Source organism: Halorubrum coriense DSM 10284 (assembly GCF_000337035.1).
Lineage (GTDB): Archaea > Halobacteriota > Halobacteria > Halobacteriales > Haloferacaceae > Halorubrum > Halorubrum coriense.
On sequence record NZ_AOJL01000013.1, the window covers coordinates 54,755 to 77,470 of the forward strand.

22 protein-coding genes are annotated in these 22,716 nt (G+C 67.2%); 6 read left to right on the forward strand and 16 right to left on the reverse strand.

Annotated features, from left to right (window positions below):
• Positions 1–212: 212 nt before the first annotated feature.
• The 3 genes from mtnP to C464_RS19825 form a co-directional block, all read right to left on the reverse strand.
• On the reverse strand, positions 213–1,091 hold the full coding sequence (gene mtnP / locus C464_RS02470) for an S-methyl-5'-thioadenosine phosphorylase (RefSeq protein ID WP_006111920.1): 879 nt from the start codon (positions 1,089–1,091) through the stop codon (positions 213–215).
• Positions 1,092–1,199: 108 nt separating this feature from the next.
• Complete coding sequence (locus tag C464_RS02475; protein WP_006111921.1) at positions 1,200–2,198, reverse strand: YeiH family protein; 999 nt, start codon at positions 2,196–2,198, stop codon at positions 1,200–1,202.
• The gene (locus tag C464_RS19825; RefSeq protein ID WP_006111922.1) at positions 2,195–2,326 is read right to left on the reverse strand and encodes a hypothetical protein; all 132 of its coding nucleotides are present in this window, start codon (positions 2,324–2,326) and stop codon (positions 2,195–2,197) included. Before C464_RS19825 ends, C464_RS02475 begins: the two co-directional genes overlap by 4 nt.
• Positions 2,327–2,464: 138 nt before the next feature.
• Here C464_RS19825 and C464_RS02480 point away from each other — a divergent pair, with 138 nt between their 5' ends.
• On the forward strand, positions 2,465–3,889 hold the full coding sequence (locus C464_RS02480) for an HD domain-containing protein (protein WP_006111923.1): 1,425 nt from the start codon (positions 2,465–2,467) through the stop codon (positions 3,887–3,889).
• A 55-nt stretch (positions 3,890–3,944) separates the two neighbouring features.
• Here C464_RS02480 and C464_RS02485 read toward each other — a convergent pair whose 3' ends face one another.
• The 8 genes from C464_RS02485 to C464_RS02520 form a co-directional block, all read right to left on the reverse strand.
• Entirely contained in the window at positions 3,945–4,652 is a 708-nt protein-coding gene (locus C464_RS02485) for an HD domain-containing protein (protein ID WP_006111924.1), read from the reverse strand.
• A gap of 12 nt (positions 4,653–4,664) precedes the next feature.
• Positions 4,665–5,360 (reverse strand): phosphoribosyltransferase, encoded by a 696-nt coding sequence (locus C464_RS02490; RefSeq protein ID WP_006111925.1) that lies wholly within the window; start codon positions 5,358–5,360, stop codon positions 4,665–4,667.
• Between the two features lie 100 nt (positions 5,361–5,460).
• A complete protein-coding gene (locus C464_RS02495) occupies positions 5,461–6,039 on the reverse strand; it encodes a DUF7519 family protein (RefSeq protein ID WP_049910777.1) in 579 nt (192 codons plus the stop codon).
• Complete coding sequence (locus tag C464_RS02500; protein WP_006111927.1) at positions 5,979–7,436, reverse strand: DUF58 domain-containing protein; 1,458 nt, start codon at positions 7,434–7,436, stop codon at positions 5,979–5,981. The genes C464_RS02495 and C464_RS02500 overlap by 61 nt, the downstream gene beginning before the upstream one ends.
• Complete coding sequence (locus C464_RS02505; RefSeq protein WP_006111928.1) at positions 7,433–7,984, reverse strand: DUF7269 family protein; 552 nt, start codon at positions 7,982–7,984, stop codon at positions 7,433–7,435. The genes C464_RS02500 and C464_RS02505 overlap by 4 nt, the downstream gene beginning before the upstream one ends.
• Before the next feature lie 52 nt (positions 7,985–8,036).
• On the reverse strand, positions 8,037–8,984 hold the full coding sequence (locus C464_RS02510; RefSeq protein ID WP_006111929.1) for a DUF4129 domain-containing protein: 948 nt from the start codon (positions 8,982–8,984) through the stop codon (positions 8,037–8,039).
• Between the two features lie 73 nt (positions 8,985–9,057).
• Positions 9,058–10,107: an MBL fold metallo-hydrolase gene (locus C464_RS02515; RefSeq protein ID WP_006111930.1), complete on the reverse strand. Its 1,050-nt coding sequence runs from the start codon at positions 10,105–10,107 to the stop codon at positions 9,058–9,060.
• Positions 10,108–10,161: 54 nt separating this feature from the next.
• Positions 10,162–11,190 (reverse strand): PAS domain-containing sensor histidine kinase, encoded by a 1,029-nt coding sequence (locus tag C464_RS02520; RefSeq protein WP_006111931.1) that lies wholly within the window; start codon positions 11,188–11,190, stop codon positions 10,162–10,164.
• Between the two features lie 182 nt (positions 11,191–11,372).
• On the opposite strand from C464_RS02520, the gene C464_RS02525 reads away from it, so the two are divergent.
• The 3 genes from C464_RS02525 (at position 11,373) to C464_RS02535 (ending at position 15,585) form a co-directional block, all read left to right on the forward strand.
• Positions 11,373–11,750 carry a hypothetical protein gene (locus tag C464_RS02525; RefSeq protein ID WP_006111932.1) on the forward strand — a complete coding sequence of 126 codons (378 nt, stop codon included), beginning with the start codon at positions 11,373–11,375 and terminating at the stop codon, positions 11,748–11,750.
• A 225-nt stretch (positions 11,751–11,975) separates the two neighbouring features.
• Positions 11,976–14,237: a phosphoribosylformylglycinamidine synthase subunit PurL gene (purL, locus tag C464_RS02530; RefSeq protein ID WP_006111933.1), complete on the forward strand. Its 2,262-nt coding sequence runs from the start codon at positions 11,976–11,978 to the stop codon at positions 14,235–14,237.
• Positions 14,238–14,397: 160 nt separating this feature from the next.
• Positions 14,398–15,585 (forward strand): ABC transporter ATP-binding protein, encoded by a 1,188-nt coding sequence (locus C464_RS02535; RefSeq protein ID WP_006111934.1) that lies wholly within the window; start codon positions 14,398–14,400, stop codon positions 15,583–15,585.
• Between the two features lie 51 nt (positions 15,586–15,636).
• On the opposite strand, the gene C464_RS19115 is transcribed toward C464_RS02535, so the two are convergent.
• Both C464_RS19115 and C464_RS02540 read right to left on the reverse strand, forming a co-directional pair.
• Positions 15,637–15,786 (reverse strand): DUF7550 family protein, encoded by a 150-nt coding sequence (locus C464_RS19115; protein WP_006111935.1) that lies wholly within the window; start codon positions 15,784–15,786, stop codon positions 15,637–15,639.
• 74 nt (positions 15,787–15,860) lie between these two features.
• Positions 15,861–16,382: a DUF3368 domain-containing protein gene (locus C464_RS02540; protein ID WP_006111936.1), complete on the reverse strand. Its 522-nt coding sequence runs from the start codon at positions 16,380–16,382 to the stop codon at positions 15,861–15,863.
• Positions 16,383–16,596: 214 nt separating this feature from the next.
• On the opposite strand from C464_RS02540, the gene C464_RS02550 reads away from it, so the two are divergent.
• On the forward strand, positions 16,597–17,838 hold the full coding sequence (locus C464_RS02550; protein WP_006111937.1) for an RNA-guided endonuclease InsQ/TnpB family protein: 1,242 nt from the start codon (positions 16,597–16,599) through the stop codon (positions 17,836–17,838).
• Positions 17,839–18,469: 631 nt separating this feature from the next.
• Here the strand turns inward: C464_RS02550 and C464_RS17125 are convergent.
• From C464_RS17125 to C464_RS17135, 3 genes are all read right to left on the reverse strand, one after another.
• Positions 18,470–19,591 carry a DUF1616 domain-containing protein gene (locus C464_RS17125; protein WP_080510379.1) on the reverse strand — a complete coding sequence of 374 codons (1,122 nt, stop codon included), beginning with the start codon at positions 19,589–19,591 and terminating at the stop codon, positions 18,470–18,472.
• 471 nt (positions 19,592–20,062) lie between these two features.
• A complete protein-coding gene (locus C464_RS17130) occupies positions 20,063–21,193 on the reverse strand; it encodes a hypothetical protein (protein WP_080510380.1) in 1,131 nt (376 codons plus the stop codon).
• Positions 21,194–21,285: 92 nt separating this feature from the next.
• A complete protein-coding gene (locus C464_RS17135) occupies positions 21,286–21,834 on the reverse strand; it encodes a hypothetical protein (RefSeq protein ID WP_080510381.1) in 549 nt (182 codons plus the stop codon).
• A gap of 195 nt (positions 21,835–22,029) precedes the next feature.
• On the opposite strand from C464_RS17135, the gene C464_RS02565 reads away from it, so the two are divergent.
• Complete coding sequence (locus C464_RS02565) at positions 22,030–22,683, forward strand: hypothetical protein (RefSeq protein WP_239640170.1); 654 nt, start codon at positions 22,030–22,032, stop codon at positions 22,681–22,683.
• Positions 22,684–22,716 lie beyond the last annotated feature (33 nt).

Consider the following 22,716-nt stretch of genomic DNA (forward strand, 5'->3'; position numbering starts at 1 on the left):
AAGGGAGCCCCGAGCGAGCGGCGAGGCTGGGGAGGTGTGAGGTGCCGTGCGGAGCGGTGGGGCGGGACTCAAAGGGGCGGCCGCGAGGGCGAAGGCGCACGACGCAAGGACCGCAGGCGTGAACGGAGTGAGCGCCGAGGACCACAGCGAGCGCACCGGGCCCTCGCGGCCGGGGCTTTGGCGGTGTTCGCTGGCGATCCGGAGTTAGCGAATTATAAGTAGTCGCCGAGCAGCGGCTCGACGCGCTCTTTCGTCTCGGCGGGGATCGCCTCTGTCGGCGTGTTGACCGTGCCTTCGAGCGAAGTGTGCGCGTCACACTCCAGATCGTCGGGCAGCGTGCGGACGGCCTCCTCGACGGCGGCCTTGATCGCCGCCTGGTTCTGCTCGGCGTTCTCGAGCACTTCTTCGAGCGTCACCTCGCTGTCTTCCTTCCAGACGTCGTAGTCGGTGACGCCCGCGATCGTCGCGTACGCGATCTCGGCCTCGCGGGCCAGCTTCGCCTCGGGGATCGCAGTCATGCCGACAAGGTCCCACCCCTGCGACTTGTAGAACTCCGACTCCGCGCGCGTCGAGTACTGCGGCCCCTCGATACAGACGTAGGTGCCGCCCTTCACGACGTCCGTGCCGTCGTCGCCGTCGCCGCCGACGGCGGACTCGGCCGCCTCAGTGAGGTGGTCGACGAGCTCCGGGCTGTACGGGTCCGCGAACGGCTGGTGGACGACGACGCCGTCGCCGTAGAAGGAGAGGTCGCGGTGTTTCGTCCGGTCGTAGATCTGGTCCGGGACAACGAGCGTCCCCGGCTCCAGCTCCTCTTTCAGGCTTCCGACCGCGTTCGACGCGAACACGTGGGTGACGCCGGCCCGCTTCAGCGCGTACATGTTGGCGCGGTACGGGAGGTCGGTCGGCGAGACGCCGTGCTCCGACCCGTGACGCGGAAGGAACGCCACCTCGCGGCCCGTGTCGCCGAACTCGCCGATCGTCACCGCGTCGCTTGGCGCGCCGTACGGCGTGTCGAACTCGACTTCACGCACGTCGTTGAGGGGGAGCGCCTCGTAGATGCCGCTGCCGCCGATGAATCCGATCGTTCCCATACCCGGAGTGCGCCCGCTCGCTACTTATAAGACGTGAACCCGGTCGACGACGGGCGAGGGGACGAGGCGCGCTCGTCGGCTCGGGCCGACCGCGCGGCCCCGACCGTCTCACAGGAGCCAGCGCACCGCCGCGAGCGCGACCGCGCTCACGGCGAGCAGGTGGACGAGGACGGCCCCGACGGGCGCCGCGCCCACCGCGCGCATGTCGTCGATCCGGATCGAGAGCCCGAGGCCGACGAACGCCAGCGCGAACAGCGCGTCCGACACGCGGCCGATCGACGCCAGCGCGGCCGGCGAGAGCAGCCCGGTGTTCGCGACGACCGCCACGACGAGGAAACCGAGCAGGAACTTCGGGAACTCCGCCCAGAGGCGTCGGACGCCCGGGTCCGCGGCCGACCGCGCCGCGTACGCCAGCGAGTACGCGACCGCGACGCCGCCGAGGAGCGAGTTGCGCGCCAGCTTCGTCACCGTCGCCCACTGGCCCGCCTCGGGCGAGTACGCGAACCCCGCGGCCGCGACGGGGCCGGTCGAGAACATGCTCACGCCCGCCCAGACGCCGAACTGCCGACCGGTGAGGCCGAGCCACTCGCCCGCCAGCGGGAACGCGACGAGCGTCACCGCGTCGAACAGCAGGATCGTCGCGGCCGCGAAGGTGATGTCGGCCCCGCGCGCGTCCAGCACGCGGCCGATGGCGACGACCGCGGAGACGCCGCAGATGCTCGCGCCGGCCGCGAGCAGCGAGGACGTGGGCGACCCGATCCGGAAGAGCCCGCGGGCGGCGACCTCCGCGAACAGGAGCCCGCCGCCGACGACCCCCACCACGAGGGCGAGGACGGTCGGTCCGGCGGTGAGGAACTCCTCGACCGCGACCGCCGCGCCGAGCAGCACGATCCCGGTCTCCAAGAACAGCTTGTCGACGCCCACGCCCGGCTCCGCGACCTCGGGGACGCCGACGGTGTTCCCGACGCCCACGCCGATCGCGACCGCGACGACGAGCGGCTGGAGGCCGGGGACCGCGCCCGCGACGAGCGTCGCGGCGACCGCCCCGCCGACGAGTAGCCCGAGGCCGGGGAGGTGCGTCCGAACCGCCTCGGCGGTGCCGGTCACAGCGCCTGGCCGACGAGGTGCGCCGCGACGACGCCGAGCCCCAGCGCGAGCGCCTGCCAGCCCCGGTCGAGCGCGGTCCAACGGTCGACGGCCGCGGAGCCGGTCGCGTCGTCGGGGTCCGATGCCATACGTGTTGATCGCCGCGCCCGCATTTATATGGTGTGAATCGGGCCCTTCTCGGCGGAAGCGACGGCGAACGGCGACGAACGGCGGCCCGGTGCCGACCGAAAGAGGCAGGACGTCGGAGGGTGTGGTGCCCACAATCGATGCCCACGACCCAGATCAAAGACTCCGTTCACGGCTACATCGAATTGCCGGACGCGCTCGTCGAGGGCGTCGTCGACACGCGGCCGTTCCAGCGGCTGCGGTACGTCCGACAGCTCTCGGCGACTCACCTCGTGTACCCGGGCGCGAACCACACCCGGTTCGAGCACTCGCTCGGCGTCTACCACCTCGGGCGGACCGTCTTCCAGAACCTCCGTCAGCAGTCGTATTTTACGCAAGACGCCGCGGTCGACGAGCTCGAGGAGATCCAGCGCACACTGGAGTGCGCCTGCCTGCTCCACGACGTCGGCCACCCGCCCTTCTCGCACCTCTCCGAGGGGTTCCTCGACGAGGGGATCCTCCGGGAGCGTGTCGCGGAGACGGGGTTGGTCGACGCCTTCGACGCGGCCGGCGTCGGCGGCGCGCCCCTCCGGTCGGCGAATCCGCACGAGCTGCTCGGCTGCGTGATCATCGTCGAGGAGTACGGCGACGCCCTCCGCGCGTTCGACGTGGACCCGTTCGAGGTGTGCGCGTACGTGCTGGGCTACAGCCTCGCGTACGAGCGCGGCGAGCCTTGGCAGTACGGGGTCGGCGCGCAGCTACTCCACTCCCCCATCGATGTGGACCGGCTGGACTACATCACCCGCGACAACGAGATGACCGGCGCAGGCGTGTTGAGCTTCGACGTCGAGCGCATGGTCGACGCGTACACCGCCCACCCCGAGGAGGGGCTGGCGCTCTCGGAGAAGGCGCTGTCGACCATCGGCAACTACCTCGAAGGGCGGATCGCGCTGTACATGTGGGTCACCCAGCACCACAAGTCGGTGTACGCGAACCGGCTCCTCCAGGCGCTGCTGGGCGAGTACGCCTCCGAGACCGGCGAGAGCCCCGTCACGGTCGACGGGATCTTGGACCGCGAGCTCGACGACAACGCGGTGCTCGAACGCCTCCGGAGCGCCGCCCGCGAGAACCCCGACTCGACGCTCGCGTCGATGTACGACCGCTTCCGGAGCCGCCGGTTCCCCGCTACTTGCTGGAAACACCGGATCGCACTCGCCGACCGGGTCGGCGGCGACTTCGACGAGGCCCTCGCCGGCGACGACGACCCGCTCGACGCGTTCACCGCGTGGCTCACCGAGGGTGACGACCGACTGGAGCGGCTCCTCGCCGACGCGCTCAACGTCCCGGTCCACGAGGTGTGGATCGACCGTTCGTACGTCCCCGCCTACGACCCCGACGAGCTGGAGGACATCCCCATCGCGTACGGGGGGACGACGCGGTCGGTCGCCGACTGGGGGCTCTACGGTGACCGCGCGTTCGACGTGCCGATCCCGTTCGTGTTCGTCCCCAGCGGGACGAAGCGCCGGGCGATCCGCGTGCTCCGCGAGGCGTTCGAGCGAGAGGTCGCGGAGGAGGGGCTCGCGTAGGAGCGGATCGCCCGAGCCGGCGCTCGACGCGCGCGCGGTTCGGCGGCGGCCCTCGCTACTCGTCGCGCGCGACCCGGTACCGCTCGCGGACCGCCGCGAACAGCTTCCGCCCGGCGTCGGTCCGGAGCCGCGGCTCGGTCGTCGCGAAGAACTCGTCTAAGTCGTCGTACTCGCTGAACGCGTCGGGGTCGCCCCGCTCCGGGTCGTACCGGTCGCCGCGCTCGTACCGGACGGCCTGAAGACTGGTGTCCAGCAGGTCGCACTCTTTCACGAGGACCGCCTCCGGTGACTCGCGCGCCTCGTACGCCTCCCACGCGTCCCGAACGTCATCCGGGAGCGGCCCGGCGAGATCGCGCATCGCCGCCCGCTCGGCAGCGACCTTCGCCTCGCGGTCGACCCCGCCGGCGGTCGCGTCGTTGCCCGGCTCCGCAATGTCGCGTGCCCGCGTCGCCACGTCGCCCGTCTCGGCCTCGGCGACGTCGTGAACGACCGCGAGCCGCAGCGCTCGGTCGACGTCGACGCCCGGGAGGTCTTCGCGGAAGCGGTCGCCGAGCGCCAACACGAGGTAGGCGACGCCCCACGAGTGGGCGGCGACGGACTCGGGCGCGTCGACGCCGCGGAGCTGCCACCCGGTGCGCCCCTCGTCTTTCAGCGCGTAGGCGTCGAGGAGGGCGTCGAGCGCCGTGTCGGAGTTGTCGCCGTTTGCGGGGGTGGTGTCACCGCCCGCGGGGTCGCCCTCGTCGCCGCCGTCACCGGAAGTCATCGCGCCGTCCGGCTACTCGGCGAGCGCCCACGTCTCGTCGCCGACGGGCATAGCCACGTCCCGCCGGACCATCTCCTCGATGACCTCGTCGAGGCGGCCGGGCTGTGCGACCTCCATCTCGATTCGTCCGATGCTGTGGTACTCCTCTAAGTAGTGGCGCAGATCCTCCCGCGAGAACGCCGACTCGTCGGCGCGCTCCATGGCTCCCTCCGTGAGGTCGACCATGTCTTCGAGGAAGTTCCACGGGTAGACGACCCACGTCCACTGTTCGAGGCGCTCGCCCACAAAGTCGGGCTGGAACTCCGAGGTGCCCAAGAGCTGGAGCGTCGCGGTGCGGACCGCGCCGGCGTCGCGGTCCTCGACGTACTCCTCGGCCCGCTGGATCGAGCCGCCGGTGTCGGCGATGTCGTCGATGATGAGGACGTTCTTCCCTTCCACGCTCCCCTCGGGCATGGGGTAGCGGATCTGGGGCTCGTCGCTCTTCTCTGCGGCCCCGACGTAGTGTTCCATCTTGAGGCTGGTGAGGTCGTTGAGCCCGAGGAAGTCGCAGATACACCGCCCTGCGAACCAGCCGCCGCGGGCGAGGGCGACGACCACGTCCGGCTCGAAGTCGGCCCGCTTCACCGCGTCGGACACGTTGCGGCAGAGCCCGTAGATGTACTCCCAGTTGGTGAGTGTACAGTCGAAGTCGTCCGGGAGGTCGCTCATACGAGCGTACCTGCCAGCCGCGCGCTGATAAGGGTTTAGCTCCGCCCTCGCGGGGCGGCGACGGCTGGGGCAGCGCCTCGCTCTCCGGTCGCTCGCGGCCTCACCGCAACGCCGAGACGAGCGCGATACCGCCGGCCAAAAACAGCGCAAGCGCGGCGATCGGCTGGCCGCCGCCGACCGCGAGCGTCACCCCGTAGACGAGCGCGGCCGCGAGCACGCCGACGAGCAGGCTCGCCCCTGCGTGGACGGCGACGTTCCGCCGGACCCGCGCGCCGCGGCCCACCTGTTCGCCGAGGCCGACGCCGTGGTCGGCGAGGTCCCACGCAACCGTCAGCCCGACGGCGGCGACGAGCAGCGCCTCGGTGGGGGCCCCGCGGTACCCGGCGAGCCCGAGTCCCCCAACGCCGATCGCCGCCCCCCACGTCAGGACCCGCGCTGACCGCCGGAGCGACCCGGCGAGGAACGCGAGCGCGGCGATCCCGAGCAGCGCGCCGCCCGCCGGGCTGGCGATCACGCCGGCGGTCGACGCGACCCCCGCGGCGGTGACGCTCGCGACGATTGCGACCGTCGGCGGCCGCGCGTCGGCCTCGTGGAAGTCGACGAGCGCGTCGTCGCCGTTCATCGCGACCACCGTCTCGTCGCGGCCGCGACCGCGACTGGGAAGGAGTCGTCGCCCCACTCCAGCGCGCGGATCCCCGCCGACCGGAGCGTCCGGAGCCGCTGGCGGCGTTCGAGGGCCGCCAACCGCTCGCCCGCCGTGCCGGTCGCCGTGGGGTCCGGTGAGAGGACCGTCACGAGGTGGCCGTGCGCGTCGATCCGCCGCGCGAGCGTCGCCGCGGTGTCGTCGACGAGCGGCGTGAAGAAGAGCACCTGCGCGTCGGCCGGGAGCCGCCGTCTGAACCGCCGGAGCCACAGCGACCGGTAGAACCGCTCGTCGCTCGGCGTCGGGGCCAGCGCCGGGTCGGTGGCCAGCGTCTCGCGCCCGCGGGCCGCGTGGACCGTCCCGCTGCCCGGCGGGAGCCAGCAGTCCAGCGGCGACAGGGCCGCGACGCCGACCCGGTCGCCGCCGTCGAGGAGTGCGGAGAACGCCTGTCCCGCGGCCGCGACGCTCGCCTCCACCGCGGTCTCGGCGTCGGGGTCGGCGGCGACGTAGGCCGACTCGCGGGCGTCGACGAGCAGCATGACGGTGGCGGAGCGCTCCTCGCGCAGCTCGACGGTCGACAGCTCGCCCGTCCGCGCGCGTCGGTTCCAGTCGACCCGCTTGAGCGGGTCGCCGCGGCGGTACTCCCGGGTCGCGTGGAACTCGACGCCCGCGCCGCCCACGTCGGTCGGCACCCGCCCGTGGTGGACGGTCGTCAGCCCCCGCAGCGGGAGGTCGCCGCCGGCGGACAGCTCCGGGGTACAGGCGATCGCGGTCGGCGCGTCGAGGTCGCTGACGCGCTCCCGCGCGCCGGCCGCGTCGCGGGTGATCGCCGTCAGCGGCTCCCACTCGTGGTCGCCCCGGGCTCCCCGGACGGTGTACTCGAACGTCACCGCCGTCCCGGGTCGCAGCGCCGTCGCGACGCGGGCGGGACCGTCGACGACCGCCAACCCCGGCGGAACGCCGTCGACGAGCCTGAGGTCGGGGAGCGCGCGCTCGCCCACGTTCTCCGCGCGGACGGTGACCCGGACCTCGTCGCCGGGCTCCGGGGCCGCGTCGCTCACCGACCGCGTCACCGCGAGCGTCGGTGGCGGCGCGTCGCCGGCCCGCGCGTACACGGCGTACCCGACGCCGACAGCCCCGGCGAGCACCAGCGCCGACTGCCGGACGAGCACGCCGAGCCCGACGAGCGACAGCGCCGCGCCGGCGATCCCCAGCCAGCGATCGGTCGCGACCTCGCGCCGGCGTTCCCGGTCGGTCGCGGTCTCGGTCGACTCCGCCCCGGTCGCGTCGCTCTCACCCGCTCCGGTCGCCTCGCTCACCTCTGCTCCCGTCGCCTCCTTCGCCGCCGACGCACCGGCGTCGCTCGCCTCGCTACCGTCCGGATCCGAATCTGCCGACCCGGGCGCGACCGCTGCGTCCCGCGACTCGCTCACGGCTCGCCCCCGTCGATCCGCTCGAGCTCGTCGATCGCGGCCCGGAGCCCGTACCAGTAGTTCGAGCGTCCCCTGACCCCGGCCACGAGCCGGACGCGGACCGGGTACCCCGTCCGGGTATCGAAGAACGCGGCGGCGGCGGGGTCGTCAGTCCACGTGCCGTCGTCGACCGCTTCCGCCGCCGCCTCCCGCGCGCAGTTGCGGTCGCGAGCGACCGCGACGACGGCCGCCTCGCGGACGCGGCCGCGGAGGTCGCGCCGGCTCTGATAGCCGCCCGGTGCGGGACTGGCGACCTGCGCGATCCGCTCGTCGAGTGCCGAGCCGGGCACCGTGGCTGGCGCGCGCCGCTCCGGCTCGCCGGGGTCGGTCAGCAGTTGCCGCCGGTCGCGACGCGCGTTCACGTACCGGACCCCCTGCGCGAGGCCGAGGACGCCGAGCAGCGTGACGACGGCCGACGTGGGCGAGACGGCGGCTGCGATCCCGCGGTCGAGCGCCGCGAAGAGGCCAGCTGCGACCGCCGCCACCCCCGCGACCGTGAGCGGTCGCACTACGTGTCACCCCCGTCGAGCGCCGTGTCCGCGCTCCCGCCGCGGCCGCGGGTCACGAGTCGCCCCCGTGGCGCTCCTCGATCCGGCGCAGTGCCTCGACGGCGCGGCGCTCGCGGTCGTCGGTCGCGTCCTCGCCGCCGTAGCGCACGCGCTCGAAGGCCTCGGTGAGCGCGGTCACCGGCTCCTCGTCGACGCCGGCGTCGACCGCCGCGGTCGCGAACTCCGCCGGTGTCGAGGACGCCGGCCGGTCGACGTCGAGGACGTCGGTCATGTCCCGCCACGCCCGGTACACTTCGTTGTCCGCGTCTGAGGATTCGATCCGGTCCGCGGCCTCGCCCGCCGCCCGCCCGACTGCGGCGAGGTCCGGCGGCTCCTCGGCCGGCTCGTCAGCTCGGCCGCCCTCGTCGCCGTCGGCCTCGTCGTCGCCGCCGGCGAGGAGGAGCGCGGCGACGCTCGCGATCACCGCGGCGACGACGACGACCGCGAAGAGGAGCTGCGGTGCCGACGCCGCCCCCTCACCGCCGCCGAGCCCGCCGCCGCCGGCGGCCCCGGGCGGTAACAGCCCCGTCTCGTTGCCGCCAAGGCCAAGCGACGCCGAGATGCCCCCTGTTCCGCTGCGGCACGTCGACAGTACCCACCCGAAGAATCCGATCGGCGCGCCGACCGCGGCGGCGACCGCGACGCTCGCGAACGGCGACGCGGTGTCGCGATAGGCTACCGCGCCGAGCAGGGTGAGTCCGAGGACGAACGCCGCGACGGCGGGCGGCTCCCTGAGGAACGGGAGGCAGACGCCAGTCACCGACACCTCACCCGCTTCGCCCGAGGAGGAGAGGATGCCCGGGTCGTCGCCGCCCTCGCCGACGCTCGGGCGCTCGCCGGAGCCTCCGCCGAATCCGCCGCTGCCGGTGTCGACCGCGGAGTCGAGCGTCGCGGACGCGACGCCGAGCGCGAGGAGGGCGAGGAGGGCGACGGCGACCGCGACGAGGGCGTCCCGCTTCACGTCACCGAATACGGCGGCCGGCGGGAATAGCTTTCGGCGACCGCTGTCCGTCGCTCCGCTTGCGCGTTGTCGCTTACGCGTTGTCGCTGCCGTCAACGACGTCGTCGAGCGGCGTGGTCGGGAACAGCGCGTCGACGTCGGGATCCGAGTCGACGAGTCGATAGGCGGTCCCGTCGGGTTCGACGACGCCGGCCTCGGCGAGGTGGTCGAGGTGCGAGAACGCCTCTCCGGGGCCGTGGAGTACGTGGATGTCTTCCAGCGAGCCGAACAACGCGGCTGACACCTCCCACGCGGTCGCCGACCCAGACTCGCCGAGGACCTCGATCACCCGGCGGGTCCGGTGGCGGTGGTGGTCGAGGATCGTCGCCGCCCGGCGGCTCGGCTCGTCGATCTGCCGGCGGTGCCCCGGGTGGGCGGCGTCGAAGTCGCGCGCGACGATCCGAGCGAGGCTCTCCGCGTACGCCGCGAGCGCGCCGTCGACGCGCACGTCCGCGCCGCCGACGTTGGGAGTGTACTTCGGGAGCAGCGCGTCGCCGGTGAACGCCTCCTCGGTTGCGTCCGCGCCGGCGACGGGGTTGTGTTCCGGCACCGTCCGCGGGTCGAACGCGAAGCCGGAGAGCCCGGCAGTATGGCCCGGCAGGTGGAGCGCTTCGAGCGCGACGCCGCCGGCCTCGATAACGTCGCCGTCCGCGAACGTCGTCACGTCGGCCGGTCGTCCAGAGAGGTCGACGCTGACGGCGTCGAAAAAGTTGATCAGCCGCTTCTGGTCGGCGGCGGGCATCCCCCAGCGCTCGAACGTCTCGTGCTGGAGGTCACGGTCGGTAAACAGCGGGGTCTCCGTCCCGTCAACGAGGCCGGCGTCAGCCTCGTGGACGTACACGTCGGCGTCGCCTTCGGCTTGGACCTCGCCGGCGAGCCCCGCGTGGTCCGGGTGCCAGTGGGTGAGCACGACCGCGTCGACGTCGGCGAACGAAAGCCCGTAGTCGGCGAGGCCGCCGACCAACTCCTCTCGGACTCCGGGGAGCGCGACGCCGGTGTCGACGAGCGCGGTCGTCTCGCCGTCGAGCAGGTATACGTCGTTTTCTCCCTCGAAGACGGTGTTGCCGAGCTGGATCCGTTTCACACAGCTACGTCGGCTGCCGGGCATTTCACCGTTTCCACCACGTCGCCAGCGCGATCACTCGACGTCGACGCCGGTGAACTCGAAACGGGCCCCGCCGTCGGGGCCGTCAGTGACGCCGACCGCCCAGCCGTGCGCTTCGGCGACCCGCTCGACGATGGCGAGGCCGAGGCCGGCCCCCTCCGGATTGGCCGTGTGGTCGCGCCCGAAGACCTCGTTGCGCTCGTCTTCGGGGATTCCGGGGCCGTTGTCCGCGACGTAGAACCCGCTATCAAGATCGCCGACGGTGATTGTGACCGCCGGGCCCCCGTGCGAGACGGCGTTCCGCAGGAGATTCTCCAACAGCTGTTTGAGTCGGCTGCGGTCTGCGCGGATGGTTGCCGTCGCCTCCGCGCGCAGCGTCGTGTCTGCGGTCTCGACGCCCTGCCAGCACTCCTCGGTGACCGCGCCAAGGGCGACCGGTTCGAGCGACTCGACATCGACACCCTCGCGCGCCAGCGTCAGGAGGTCGTCGATGAGCGTTCCCATGCGGTCATGCGCCTTCGCGACCGCTTCGAGGTGTGGGGAGTCGTGCTCCTCACGAGCGAGTCCGAGGTACCCCTGAGCCACGTCCAGCGGGTTCCGGAGGTCGTGTGAGACGATGCTCGCGAACTCGTCGAGCCGCTCGTTCTGGCGCTGTAACTCGCGTTCCCGGTATTTCCGCTCGCTGATATCCCGGATCACACCGACTCGACCGAGCTCTTCCCCGTCGCCGAGGTCCGTCGGCCCGAACCGCATCTCCGCGGGGAACGGCTCGCCGTCGATCGGCTCGAACTCGTACTCGACTACCCCGGTGTTGTGGGCTGCCTCCCACATTTCGGTGTGCTCGCGTCGCGCCAGTCTCGCCGTCTCTTCGCTTCCCCAGTCGTAGGTGCCCGTGCCGAGGAACTTGTCCCGGTCGACGCCCTTCATCTCCGCGTACCGCTCGTTGACGTAGGCGACCGTCCCGTCGGAGCGGATGGCGTAGACGGCGTCGTCGAGCGACCCTAGGATCGTCTCGTACCGACTCAGATCCCGCGCTCGACGGTCCGGGTTACGGTCATCCATGGCACTTGCCGTCCAGTTTTGACCGACCGGTAAAAAGCCCTCGCTCGTCTGCCCGTGTCTCCCGACCGCGCAGGGGCCCGCTCTGACCACCGCACCGGTTCCCCAGCCGACCGACTTGAGGCCGTGACCTGCTGGCCAGATCGATCCGTTGAGGCTTTGCCCGTCCCGCCCGTTTCGGCCACATGGAGTATCAACCGGGCGTGTGTAACATCGGACCGACCCAGCAGCGACGGCGGCTCTTCCTCGGTGTCGGGTCGCTCGCGCTCGCCGCCGTGTTCGTGGCGGCGGTCGTCTCGTTCGCGTGGCCGCAGTGGTCGCTCATCCTCACGGTGTTCCCGCTATACGGCGCTGCCATGGGGGGGTTACAGTATCGCGAGCGCTTTTGTATTGGCTTCGCCGGCATGGGCGTCTTTGATGTCGGCGGCGGGACGAGCGAGATCCAGAACGAGGCGGCGCTCGCCGCTGACCGCAAGAAGGCGGTCAAGCTCAACCTGAAGGCGGTGGCGCTCGGCGCAGCCGGGACGGTCGCCGTCTACGTCGGCGCGGCCGTTCTTCTATAAGAGACCGCGGACGCGTCGATCGATACTGAGACACGACTGTTTGCGGATTGGCTGAGAACCGATCTGAAGCGTCAGAGATACCTCCAATCCTCCCCCGCCATAGACGGCTCCGTCCCGCTGTACACCGCCGCGATCCGTTCCGCCCCACGCGAGTCTCAGCCGCGGAATACTCACAAACGTGCGTATAGAAAAGCATTAGACCCGGCTCGGTGACCACACAGATGAATGAGTCTGTCCGATGCGGACCACGAGCTCGTGACCGCGGAGCTCGGTCGAGAGCCGACGGCGGCCGAGGCCGCGCTGTTCGAGAACCTCTGGAGCGAGCACTGCGCATACCGCTCCTCGCGACCCCTGCTGTCAGCGTTCGATAGTGAGGGCGACCAGGTCGTGGTCGGCCCCGGCGACGACGCCGCAGTCCTCGCGCTGCCCGAACCGGATGCGGCTAATGCGCCGGCGGCCGAGCGCGACGCCGACGACTACGGCGACACCTACGTCACCTTCGGCGTCGAGAGCCACAACCACCCCTCCTTCGTCGACCCGTTCGACGGCGCGGCGACGGGGGTCGGCGGCATCGTCCGCGACACGATGAGCATGGGCGCGTACCCGATCGGGCTCCTCGACTCGCTGTACTTCGGCGGCTTCGAGCGCGAGCGCTCGCGGTACCTCTTTGAGGGCGTCGTCGAGGGCATCTCCCACTACGGCAACTGTATCGGCGTCCCCACGGTCGGCGGCAGCGTCGCCTTCCACGGCGGCTACGAGGGGAACCCGCTCGTCAATGTCGCCTGCGTCGGCCTCACAAACGAGGACCGGCTCGTCACGGCGACCGCCCAGGAGCCGGGCAACAAGCTGGTCCTCGTCGGTAATGGCACCGGTCGCGATGGGCTCGGCGGCGCGTCCTTCGCGAGCGAGGACCTCGCCGAGGACGCCGAGACGGAGGATCGCCCCGCGGTCCAGGTGGGCGATCCGTACGCCGAGAAGCGCCTGATCGAGTGTAACGAGGCCCTCGTGGACGAGGGCCTCGTCCTGTCGGCTCGCGACCTCGGCGCGGCCGGCCTCGGCGGCGCCTCCTCCGAACTCGTCGCGAAGGGCGGGCTCGGCGCGCGGATCGACCTCGACGCGGTCCACCAGCGCGAGCCGAACATGAACGCCACGGAGATCCTGCTTGCCGAGAGCCAAGAGCGGATGTGCTACGAGGTCGAGCCCGCCGACGTCGAGCGCGTCGCCGCCCTCGCGGAGCGGTTCGACCTCGGCTGCTCTGTCATCGGCGAGGTGACCGACGGGAACTACGTCTGCGAGTTCGCCGGCGACGCGGGCGCAGAGGCCGAGGCCGTCGTCGACGCCGACGCCGAGTTCCTCGCCGACGGCGCGCCGATGAACGACCTCCCGAGCGAGCCGCCGAGCGAGCCCGACCAGGACCTCCCCACCGACGAGCCCCCGCTCGACGAGGCGGTCGCGGCCGTCCTCGCGGCCCCCTCCACCGCGAGCAAGCGCTGGGTGTACCGCCAGTACGACCACGAGGTCGGGACGCGCACGGCGCTGAAGCCCGGCGACGACGCCGCGCTGCTCGCGATCCGCGAGACCGAGCCGGACGACGAGCGCGACGCGGATGACGAACCCGCCGCGGGGGGCGACGGCGTCGGCCTCGCGCTCGCCTCGGGCGCGAACCCGAAATGGACCACGGTCGCACCGTACGAGGGGGCCCGGGCGGTGGCGTTAGAGAACGCGACGAACCTCGCCGCGACCGGCGCGGTCCCGCTCGCCGCGGTCGACTGCCTCAACGGCGGCAACCCGGAGAAGCCGGACGTGTACGGCGCGTTCGAGGGGATCGTCGACGGCCTCGCGGACGCCTGCGCCGCGCTCGACACGCCCGTCGTCGGCGGCAACGTCTCGCTGTACAACGACAGCGTCGAGGGGCCCATCCCGCCGACGCCGACGTTGGCGGTGTTGGGTACGACGCGAGGGTACGACGCCCCGCCCGCCGCGCTTGACGACGACCGCGCGGCTGACTCCGAGCTCCTGCTCGTCGGTTCCGGGGGCGACGCGCTTGGCGGCTCCGAGTACCTCGCACACGCCGGCGGCAGCGACCGGTTCCCGACCTTGCCCGACGAGTCCGGCGGCGCGGACGACCTCGGCGGTCTCGTTGCGTCGCTGGCGGCGGCCGCGCGCCACGAGTCGACGCTCGCGGCCCACGACGTGAGCGAGGGCGGGCTCGCGGTCGCGCTCGCCGAGCTGGTGACCGACGACGCCGGCGTCGACGCGACGCTCCCCGACCGCGTCGCGACCTTCGACGAGACGCCCGGCCGCCTTCTCGTCCAGACGACCGACCCCGAGGCCGTCGCGACCGCGGCGGGCGACCTCCCGGTCTTCCGCCTCGGCGCCGTGACGACTGACGGAACCCTCTCGTTGACCGTCGACGACGAGTCGGTCGCGCTCTCGGCCGAGGCGGTGCGCGACCACCGCGACGTGATCGACCGCGAACTCGCCTGAGACCCCTCCGACGCGGGGTATGGGCAGCGAGCCGACGCGGCGTCTGCCCGCGTGCGCCCGATTTCGACCGTTCGAGAGCGAGCGATACGTTTTTAGGCACTCCTAAAGTACGTGGCGCCAACAGCGGGACGCCGGCCAATCCGGTGCCCGCCTCTCATCGATGGCATCCACGGAACCAGTCGGCACGACGCGCTCGACCGAGTCGGACGACGCGAACGCCGATCGACCGGACGACTCCGCGACTGACCACCGAGCGAGCGCCGCCGCCGACGACGGGGCGACCGCTGTCGCGGACCCCGTCCTGTCGCTGTCGAACGTGACGAAGGCGTTCGGCCCCGAGACCGCCGTCGAGGATGTCTCGCTCGACGTGCGGTCCGGCGAGCTGCTGACGTTCCTCGGCCCCTCCGGCTGCGGTAAGACGACGACGCTGCGCACCATCGCCGGCCTCGAAGAGCCGACCGACGGGCAGATCGCGCTCGGCGACGAGGTCGTCGCCGGCGACGGGGCGTTCGTCCCGCCGGAGCAGCGCGACGTGGGCATCGTCTTCCAGAACTTCGCGCTGTTCCCCCACCTCACCGTCCGCGAGAACATCGCGTTCGGGCTGACCGACGCCGACGCGGCCGCGAGCGAGTCGCGCGTCGACGAGCTGCTCGAACTCGTCGAGATGACCGACCACGGCGAGAAGACGCCCGACCAGCTCTCCGGCGGCCAGAAGCAGCGCGTCGCGCTCGCGCGCTCGCTCGCCCCAGAGCCCGAGGTGCTCCTCTTAGACGAGCCGTTCTCGAACCTCGACGTGCGCCTCCGCGTCGAGATGCGCGAGGAGGTCCGCCGCATCCTGAAGCAAGCCGGCGTCACCGCCATCTCGGTCACGCACGACCAGGAGGAGGCGCTCTCCATCTCCGACCGCGTCGCGGTGATGAACGGCGGCCAGATCGAGCAGGTCGGTCGCCCCGAGTCCGTCTTCGAGCGTCCCGAGTCGAAGTTCGTCGCCTCCTTCCTCGGGCGGGCGTCGTTCCTCGAAGGCGAGCTCCGTGACGGGAAGGTCGACACCGGTATCGGGCGCTTCGACGCCGTCACGCTGGAGGGGTACGACACCGTCTACGACGGCGCGCCCGTCGACGTGCTCGTCCGGCCCGACGACCTCCGCGCGACGCCTGCGAGCCCCGACCTCGCCGACGGCGTCGTCACCTCGCGGCAGTACGTCGGCCCGTCGTTCGTCTACCGGGTCGAGCTCGACTCCGGCGAGGCGGTCCACTGCCTCCACAACCACGTCGAGGAGTTCGACCTCGACGTGCCCGTCTCCTTGGAGCTCACCGCGGACCATCCGCTCGCCTGGTACCCGCGGTAAGCGAGTCGCTGGCGACTCGGTGATCGAATAAAACCCGACGAGCGACGGCGTTCAGAAGGTCGCGAGGAACGGCACGGCGTACGCGAGCAGCAGGCCGACGAGCGTGACGGCCGCGCCGATGCCGACTTCGCGGCCGCCGAACTCCTGCATCGGGGCGGTCACGCGCTTGTCCGGATCGGGCTCGTGGGAGTGGTCGTCCATGTTTTCGGATGTGACTGGGAGATACATAAGCGCACCTGAATGGCCCCGTCTGATCGGAGACAGACTCGCTTCCGTCACTCTGCGAGCGACTCCAACTTCTCGACGATCCTCGTATACACGTCCGGCGCGACGTACCAGCCCCGATCGACCATCGCGTCGACGGTGTCACGCCCCGCCGCAGTCGAGAGCGCGCCGTCCCTCACGGCGGCGAGGACGAGGTACGCAGTCCCCCGCGTCTCGATGTCCTCAACCTCGGCCGCGGAGCGACTGGCGGACTCGTCCATCACGGCGACCGCGTCGCGAGCGTCCGCACAGGCGAGGACCGTAACGTCGGCGTCGCTCAGCCCCGGATGCCGCGCGAGCCGCGTCGCGACCGCAGAGCCGTCAGTATCGACCGCGACGACGTCGATGAGGCCGTTCTCCACGGCGCGCTCGATCCGACGCGCGTCGTCGTATCCCTGCTCGACGCCGGCGGTCACGACCTCGTGATAGACGGCCTCCGGGATGACTCGCGGCTCGTCCAGCGCCTCGACTACGCCGAGCCCCTCCGCCTTCGCGAGATAGATCAGCGGGGTGGCGTCGAACGCCCAGCTCACAGCTCGTCGAGATCCGCTTCGAGATGATCAGACGAGACCCACGCGTCGTCGGCGTCCCCGGCGAGGCGCGCGAACTCCCACACCGATACGTCCGCGAGTTCGGCGGCCTTTATCAGCGGACAAGGCGAATACCCCGAGGCTTGACCTCGGGGATGAAGCCGACGACTCGTAATACAAATCATTAACTCAACATATCTATAATCATAAGACAGCGATGGAACACAGTCACCGCTACCGCGCCTACCCGACACAAGAGGTAGCGGAGGGGCTGGAACACCATCTTAACGTTCATCGCCAACTCTACAACCACGTCCGCTGGGACTACGAAAACAGTCCAGAGGACGACAAGCCGACTGAGTACGACCAGAACAACAAACTCCCCGAGTGGAAGCAGAAGTGGCCCGTATTCAGCGAGTTACACTCGAAGGCTGCCCAAGCTACCGTTGCTCGCTTCCACCGCAACCTCTCGGACCTACGCAAAAAGAAAGAGAAGGGGTACAACGTCGGTCGGCTCAAGCGGCAAGCACCCACCGAGTACCGAAGCGTGACGTACAACCAGTCTGGTTTCAACCTCGATGAAAAGAGGGGCCGAGACAGGTTCGCCTACGTCCGCTTCAGCAAAATCGGGTGGGTGAAAATCCGGTATCACCGTCCCATTCCCGACCACGCCATCATCAAAGAAGTCACGTTCAAGAAGGAAACGACCGGCGAGTGGTTCGTCTCCTTCGGGTTGGGAACCGACGACTCCGACCTGCCCGAGAAACCCGACGTGGACTCGCTCGGCGCGAGCAACAGCGTTGGAATCGACCTCGGTATCCAGAACTACATCCACACCAGTGACGGCAAGACCGTGGACTGGCTCGATCTCGAAGACGAGTACGAACGCCTTCGCCGTGAACAGCGCAAGTTGTCACGGAAGGAGATGGAGTCGAGCAACTACGAGAAGCAACGCCGAAAAGTAGCGAAGGTCAAGCGTCACATCAAGCGGAAGGTGCTTGATTACCAGCACAAGATAACGACGTGGCTCGTCCGCGAGTACGACGCCGTATTCGTTGAAGACTTGGACGTGAAGGAGATGCTTGAACAGTCGCATAACGCTCGGAACAAGCAGGATGCGGCGTGGCGACAGTTCACCACACTGCTTGAATACAAAGCTGACCTGTACGGTTGTCACGTCAAACAGGTCGAAGCGCGAGGCACAACCAAAGAGTGTGCGTCGTGTGGTGTGGAAACAGCGAAACCCATCTTGGTACGGGAACACTCCTGCCCGTCGTGCGGATTCGAGACGGACAGGGATGCGAACGCAGCGATGAATGTCTTGCAACGCGGCTTTTCTGAGTTAGGGCTGGGATGGCCCGAAGATACGCCCGTGGAGACTGTGACCGCTACGGACACGACTCACTTCGAGTCCGTGTCTGCAAGTCACGTCGTAGAAACGGGAAGCCTCGGGGCTTGACCCCGAGGCGATTCACCAGCGTGAGCTCCCCGTCGGCGAAGCGTTCCAGTGCGTGCTCGCGTCGCCACGCTTCGAGCCCCTCCGAGAGGAGCTTTCGCACCGCCGTGCTCCGGTCAAGGCGCTCCTCGTCGAGGTAGGCTTCGAGTTCCGCTTCGAGGTCGTCGGGGACTCGCGTGGAGATAGTGGGCACGCTGTTTGCTATCTTTCTTCGAGGAGAGAATCCCGGCGTTTACGCCGGGCGTGAATCCGACAACTCCGGTATAAACCACAGTCTGACGACGATACGGATATTTAACTGGCATCGGTCCGTAGCATGACGTACACCGAGGCGGTCCCACCGCCCACCCAATTGCACAATATCGGGACTCCGAGACCCAGAATGTTCGAGACACCCTCTCGAACCGCTGTGGTGTCTCGGGTAAGATAACTCCGAGTCCCCTGCCGGGATAGGAGTAACGGCGGTGTGGCCCCGCCATCGACCTGTCATACCGACAGGTCGTCAACCAGCAAATATCCCAACCCAGCGGTGCGGTACCGTGGGAAGCCCCGGCGTTTACGACGGGGAGGAGGTCACGTACACAATCTGTACAAGCGCTTCGGTGACAAATGTAGACTCTGGCGCGGATTCAGGTCACTGACTCGAGCCACCAACGTCAATCCAGATATGTAGATCCCGATATGAGTTCTCTTCGGTGGGTGTCTCCGGAGCACTCCCTTTATACAATAAATACTTGACACGAATATTCTCTCCCGGTTGTCCCGGACGTAACGTATGTGGTTCGTGGTGTGTGCCGTTGTGTTCTACTGTTGCTTGAAATCGGTCAATTTCCTCGCGATCACGCACGGTCGTGGTGTTCCCGGTTTGCTCAACTGTTTGGAGCTGGACAACAACGGTGTACGCTGTTGTCTCATATTCGTTATTGCCGATCCCGACAATCAGCTCGCTTTGCTCACCAACTGCGAGTTCATCCGGATAGCCGTCCGCTACTAACTCGCCATCCTCAGATTCGCTCAACAAGTAAAACTCCGAGAACTGCTCACCTTGTGACGGGACAGCAACCGCGTATCCCACACTCCCAACAGCAAGCAACACCGAAATCACAAGGACAACATTCAGCGCAGCATCCATCCGGCTCTCTGGATCAAACAGCTCGGCTTTCCCAGCCGCGATCCACTTCGTGTATGGGACACGGAACCGTTCTTCAGCAGGCAATTCATGGCGTCGCTTTGCTGCGACGGCCACACACGCGAGCGTGAAGACTGTGACCGAAAGCGCAATCGGTGCCAGTCGAATGCCCCACGGTGTAAAGTTCAGCCCTAACCCGATGAGCGGTACAATGGCAATCGATAAGCCAAACGACAACGCGACCCGTTCGATTCCATCGATCCCCTGTTGTTGTGTGTGTTCACCGGATGGTGTCGGCTGTGTGGGTTCGGACTCTGCTGCGTCGGTCCCCGGCTTTGGACTGGGTTTGGCCTTGGTTTCATCACTAGTCGCTGTTTGTGTCTGCTCGTCGTCGGCTTCGGTCTCGGAGCTTCCCTTTTCAGGAAACAGTGCCGCAATCAGTGCGTAGCCGGGAAGGAACAAGACAAATCCAAGTCCAAAGATAATCCGCAGCGGCGTCTCATTGATGCCCGGAATAAATACACTGCCCAACGTGAGCAGTGTCAACACCACAACGGCTGCTAAGTCGGCCGGAAGCCGCCGGACTGGTCGTGGAAGCAACAACCACGCCGTCCGCCGATCACTCATAACTCAAAGTCGGATACCAGAGACAAAAGCCACACGGTGTCAGTCAGGCTGCCAGTAGTGTTCGTCGCTCATTCGAGTCCCGTCTGTGACGCGACAGGGGTAGCGCAGCCCTCGAAGCCACACAGACACGTTGATGTCTCTCGGTACGGGCGGGGCCGTTCGCACTTGCCGCACTCCAGTTGTGTGGGCTAGACTCTCCGGAGGGCCGTTGCGATCTCCGCACCCGGTCCATTGTCGGCTCCGACGCCGTGTCCCTCCACAGATACCGGGCCTACAGGTCACTTACTATCAGATTAAAGAGTGCCCGTCAGCAGCGGTTGACGGACAGGCTCGGATGGCTCATCACTCCACCCGAGGCCGATTTATGCTCATGCGACGAGCATTATCTTTTATTACTGATGGAATAATAAATGTTGTGTCTGAGTAACACTTGGACGTTATCTTGGCTACGCTGAGCAATCCTAACTGAATCTACTGTTTCGTATTCTCTCCAACCAAGGTGAGATCAAGATATGGGAACCGTCGATACCCAGTCACGCCCCCCGCGAGCGCTGAGAATATAACTGTCACAGCCAACTGTCCGTTGCCTGTGATTCCAGCCCCGGATAGCAGCCCCGCGACTGCTACAGTTATAACGAAGACACCGACTCCGATGGCCGCTTCTCGGAGTACAACCGGTTTGAGACGCTCACGGCGCTGTGAGCGGTCAAACCGCAACACCGGCAACTGATTTCGTACTCGTGTCTGGACGAAGTAATTTGTGAACGCTGCGAAAAGTCCACCGAATAATGACCATTGGAACGTCACAGTTCCGAATTGGAGTCCACCCGGCTCAAGCGTTGGACCAGTAGCCTCCTCACCGGTGTCTGGTCCTGTTTCATCACCTGTGGTGTTTTCTGGAGCTGGTTCTGCTGAGGAGCCATCACCACCGGTGTTGTCGCCGGTACTCCCACCAGGTGTCTCTCCATCCCCACTATTGTCACCCGATCCAGTACCAGTATCTTCTGTGCCATTCGTATCGGTACTACCTACGCCAGCATCTGTCCCCCCACCGACAGATCCACCACTAGTCCCACCGTTGACCCCATCTAGCGGCCCACCACCGGTTCCTGTCTCACTACCTCCACTCTCTTCGCTGCTGTCTCCGTCGGGGACATTCACTTCAAAATTAATTGTTCCGGTAACGCTGGTTTGCTCTGTCGTGAGTATAACACCGAATACGACACTCTCGCCGGGCTGAAGTGTTATTTCACCGTTGTCGAACGTTGCTCCAGTGTCCATTCGCGTCAGCGTGAACTGCTTGTTGGCGCTATTGATTCCGACCGTTGTGGTGTTGTCACTATTCTGGTAACCATCGAACCCAACAACAAACAGATCATCGACACGAGTGCGGCTTCCAGGTGGCACCCCACCAAATTGGAGGCGGACTTCATCACTCGCATCGAACTGGACGTATTTGTCAGCGTTTTCGCTGTCAGCGGCATCGAGATACACCTCTGACCCGGGCGCGACCTCATCACCGTCGGTGAATGCCGCAACCGGAGCGACCGTGCCACTGACGAGAAGTAACAGAGTGAATACAACGACAGTGACACGGGTCATGTGGAGATTGTGATTGTGGGACCGTCGGTCAGCAACGCTCGGTACTGCTCAGCTACTCGCTTTGGTTTTGGTTGAACTGGCTGGCTTCATCGCTAGTTGTTGGTGGGCTTTGCGTCTGCGATGAACGTCACTTCGGTGATAGATTCAAGTGCTGTTTTGTTTGCGCCATTCCGCAGGTCCACGACGATATCGAGTGAGACACTGCCACCATCTGTGGCAAGTTCATCGGCGTTTGTGCTCCCAACAATTGATGTGTTGTCGGTAGCCGTCTGGAAATCAAGCGCATCGCTGCTTTCAGTTCCAACATTGCTTACCTCTTTGACGTAGATCTCAACGGCCGGGTCGCCACTCTCTCCGTTGTTTGTTACGGTGAGCGCGTCTTCGAACAGCGTTTTTGCTTGTTCGTTGAGGTCAGACTGTGAAAATGTGATCACATCCGCACTATCGTCGTCCGTGCTCGTTTCAATGACGCCGCTTGCCCCTGTTCCCGGGCCAAATCCAATCCGAGCGTCCGCATCATTCTCAACTGAGAGGTCGACTGTTCGGTTGGCACTCACCGTGGTGAAGGCACCAGATCCAAACGCGGCTCCGACTCCAACACTTGACAGACCAATTCCCGCGAGTAACGCTCGTCTTCGCATTATCACATCATATACACTACAGGGGTATAATATTGGAGCGCTTTAGCAACCAACCAAATTGCGTGGGGCGGTTCAGGGTGTGCCTGAAACGGTTTACTGTGGCTAAATGCGGCATTTAGAATCCTAACGCGGCGTGTTATTAATTGGGTATCTTGTTTAGAAAGAGCTACACCAATGAACGTGAATCGGCGAAGTGTGCTGGGTGCGATCGGGGTTATCGGCGTTGGAACAGGTGCGGCATTCGGGTCAGGTGCGTTCAGCTCAACGACCGCAGAGCGTGCGGTCGAAGTCAACGTGTTCGGTGCTGAGGTTAGCGATTCGGGTACGGCCGGGGTCGTCTCTGGGTTAACCGAGGGGGAAGAGACCACCCTCGCAGGCCAGATAACCGGCAACTTTGTTGATGTCCTTGTTGACGCGTCGTCTGACACCGTTGATATTTATGACGCAACTGGTGACACGGAAGTTTCTACCGATGGGACTGATGTATACCCGGAAAACCCAGGTTCGAGCGAAACGTACTCTGGGATTGGGAACAACTACGTGAGTCTCGTTGCCAATGACGTGACAATCGTGTTTGGCGATGATAACGGCCTCCCGCCGAACTCCACGGTGAACTACGGGGACCTGTTCTCCTTTGTTGGGAATGATAATACTAATTTTGATGTCACGTTCGGTGATACGAACGGTGGCAGCATTCTGTCGTCGGTTGGTGGATCCACTGTCAGTACCGGGGCTACGATTACTGTGAGTTCGGGAGCCACACCGACGGCGGACGCTGACGTGGCGACTGGAACCGACAACAACAGCCGCGAGCAGCTAGACATCCGGATCGAAGAATCCTCGTCGTAACACATCAGCGCGGAGGATTCGAATTGTCCTGAC

Bases quoted from the DNA above. Each gene is read 5' to 3' on its own strand.
- C464_RS17130 (WP_080510380.1), bottom strand. From the start codon at position 21,193: ATGACCCGTGTCACTGTCGTTGTATTCACTCTGTTACTTCTCGTCAGT.
- C464_RS02480 (WP_006111923.1), top strand. From the start codon at position 2,465: ATGCCCACGACCCAGATCAAAGACTCCGTTCACGGCTACATCGAATTG.
- C464_RS02535 (WP_006111934.1), top strand. From the start codon at position 14,398: ATGGCATCCACGGAACCAGTCGGCACGACGCGCTCGACCGAGTCGGAC.
- mtnP (WP_006111920.1), bottom strand. From the start codon at position 1,091: ATGGGAACGATCGGATTCATCGGCGGCAGCGGCATCTACGAGGCGCTC.
- C464_RS19115 (WP_006111935.1), bottom strand. From the start codon at position 15,786: ATGGACGACCACTCCCACGAGCCCGATCCGGACAAGCGCGTGACCGCC.
- C464_RS19825 (WP_006111922.1), bottom strand. From the start codon at position 2,326: ATGGCATCGGACCCCGACGACGCGACCGGCTCCGCGGCCGTCGACCGT.
- C464_RS02525 (WP_006111932.1), top strand. From the start codon at position 11,373: ATGGAGTATCAACCGGGCGTGTGTAACATCGGACCGACCCAGCAGCGA.
- C464_RS02520 (WP_006111931.1), bottom strand. From the start codon at position 11,190: ATGGATGACCGTAACCCGGACCGTCGAGCGCGGGATCTGAGTCGGTAC.
- C464_RS02550 (WP_006111937.1), top strand. From the start codon at position 16,597: ATGGAACACAGTCACCGCTACCGCGCCTACCCGACACAAGAGGTAGCG.
- C464_RS02490 (WP_006111925.1), bottom strand. From the start codon at position 5,360: ATGAGCGACCTCCCGGACGACTTCGACTGTACACTCACCAACTGGGAG.
- C464_RS17135 (WP_080510381.1), bottom strand. From the start codon at position 21,834: ATGCGAAGACGAGCGTTACTCGCGGGAATTGGTCTGTCAAGTGTTGGA.
- C464_RS17125 (WP_080510379.1), bottom strand. From the start codon at position 19,591: ATGAGTGATCGGCGGACGGCGTGGTTGTTGCTTCCACGACCAGTCCGG.
- C464_RS02485 (WP_006111924.1), bottom strand. From the start codon at position 4,652: ATGACTTCCGGTGACGGCGGCGACGAGGGCGACCCCGCGGGCGGTGAC.
- purL (WP_006111933.1), top strand. From the start codon at position 11,976: ATGAGTCTGTCCGATGCGGACCACGAGCTCGTGACCGCGGAGCTCGGT.